Genomic DNA, 1,045 nt, shown 5'->3' on the forward strand with positions numbered 1-1,045 from the left:
AAAGCGGCGCCGATCGCGATCCCGCCATTGAAGACCACCGGGATCAACGCTCCCGCAAGGGAACGGTGCTCCGGGCCGGCCAGCCGCAGGATCATCGTCTGCGCGAGCGGCGGCAGGGCACCGGATGCGACACCCCAGAGCAGCACCACGGCCACTCCGGCCAGGGCGCCCTGACCGGCAACGAAGAAGCCGAGGACCGCTACAGCGGTGGCGAGGGTCGCCGCGACCAGCGCCGGAGCCGTCCGATCGAGCACGCGGCCGGCAAGGGCGACGCCCACGGCGGACGACAGTCCGAAGGCCAGCAACAGGCTGCCCATCCCGCCGGGCACGACCGAGGCGGCGGGCTCGCCCAGTCGTGTGATGAAGGTGTACGCGCCGTAGTGGCCCACCAGGATCAGGCCCACCAGCACGGTCACCACCACCATCGGCCGGACGGTACGACGCCCGCCGCTCCCCCCGTCCTCAGCGGACCGTGCCTGCGGGTCGGCGTCCGGCACCACCGCGCGGACCAGTCCCGCGCCGACGAGGCTCAGCACGGCGAGCACCCAGAACGACGCGCGCCAGCCGGCGAGGTCGGCGACGAACCGGCCGATGGGCGTGCCCAGCACCATGCCGAGCGTGGCGCCGCCGAGCACGACAGCCGTCGCGCGTCCGAGCAGGCGGTCCGGCACGAGGTCGGCGACGTGCGCGTTGACGGTCGACCACAGCAGGCCGACGGAGGCCGCGCCGATGGTGCGGGCGACGAGCACCACGGCGTAGGTCGGTGCCAGCGCGGTCGCCGCGGCGGCGAGGGCGAAGACCACGAGGCTGGCGGCCACGACCGGCGTGCGCCGGACGCCGCGGGTCAACCGCACCAGCGGGAAGCTCGCGACCACGACCACTGCTGCCCAGATGCTGACCAGCAGGCCGGCGGCGGATTCGCTCACCCCCAGTCCGGCGCTCATCTGGGGCAGGACTGCGGTCGGCAGCATCTCCCCCGTCACCATCACGAGGGTGGCGGCACCGAGGACGAGCAGTGCGGGCCAGGGCAGCCGGTCCGGCTGCT

General features: G+C 74.1%; 1 protein-coding gene. It reads right to left on the minus strand.

Features of this window, described 5'->3' with window-relative positions:
* Nucleotides 1-1,045: MFS transporter (locus tag ACOADB_RS07070; protein WP_378597263.1), on the minus strand; the 1,045-nt coding region annotated here is incomplete at both ends.

Origin of the sequence: Nocardioides sp. CPCC 206348 (assembly GCF_048654705.1) — a bacterium.
In the GTDB taxonomy this organism is placed as follows: Bacteria; Actinomycetota; Actinomycetes; order Propionibacteriales; family Nocardioidaceae; genus Nocardioides.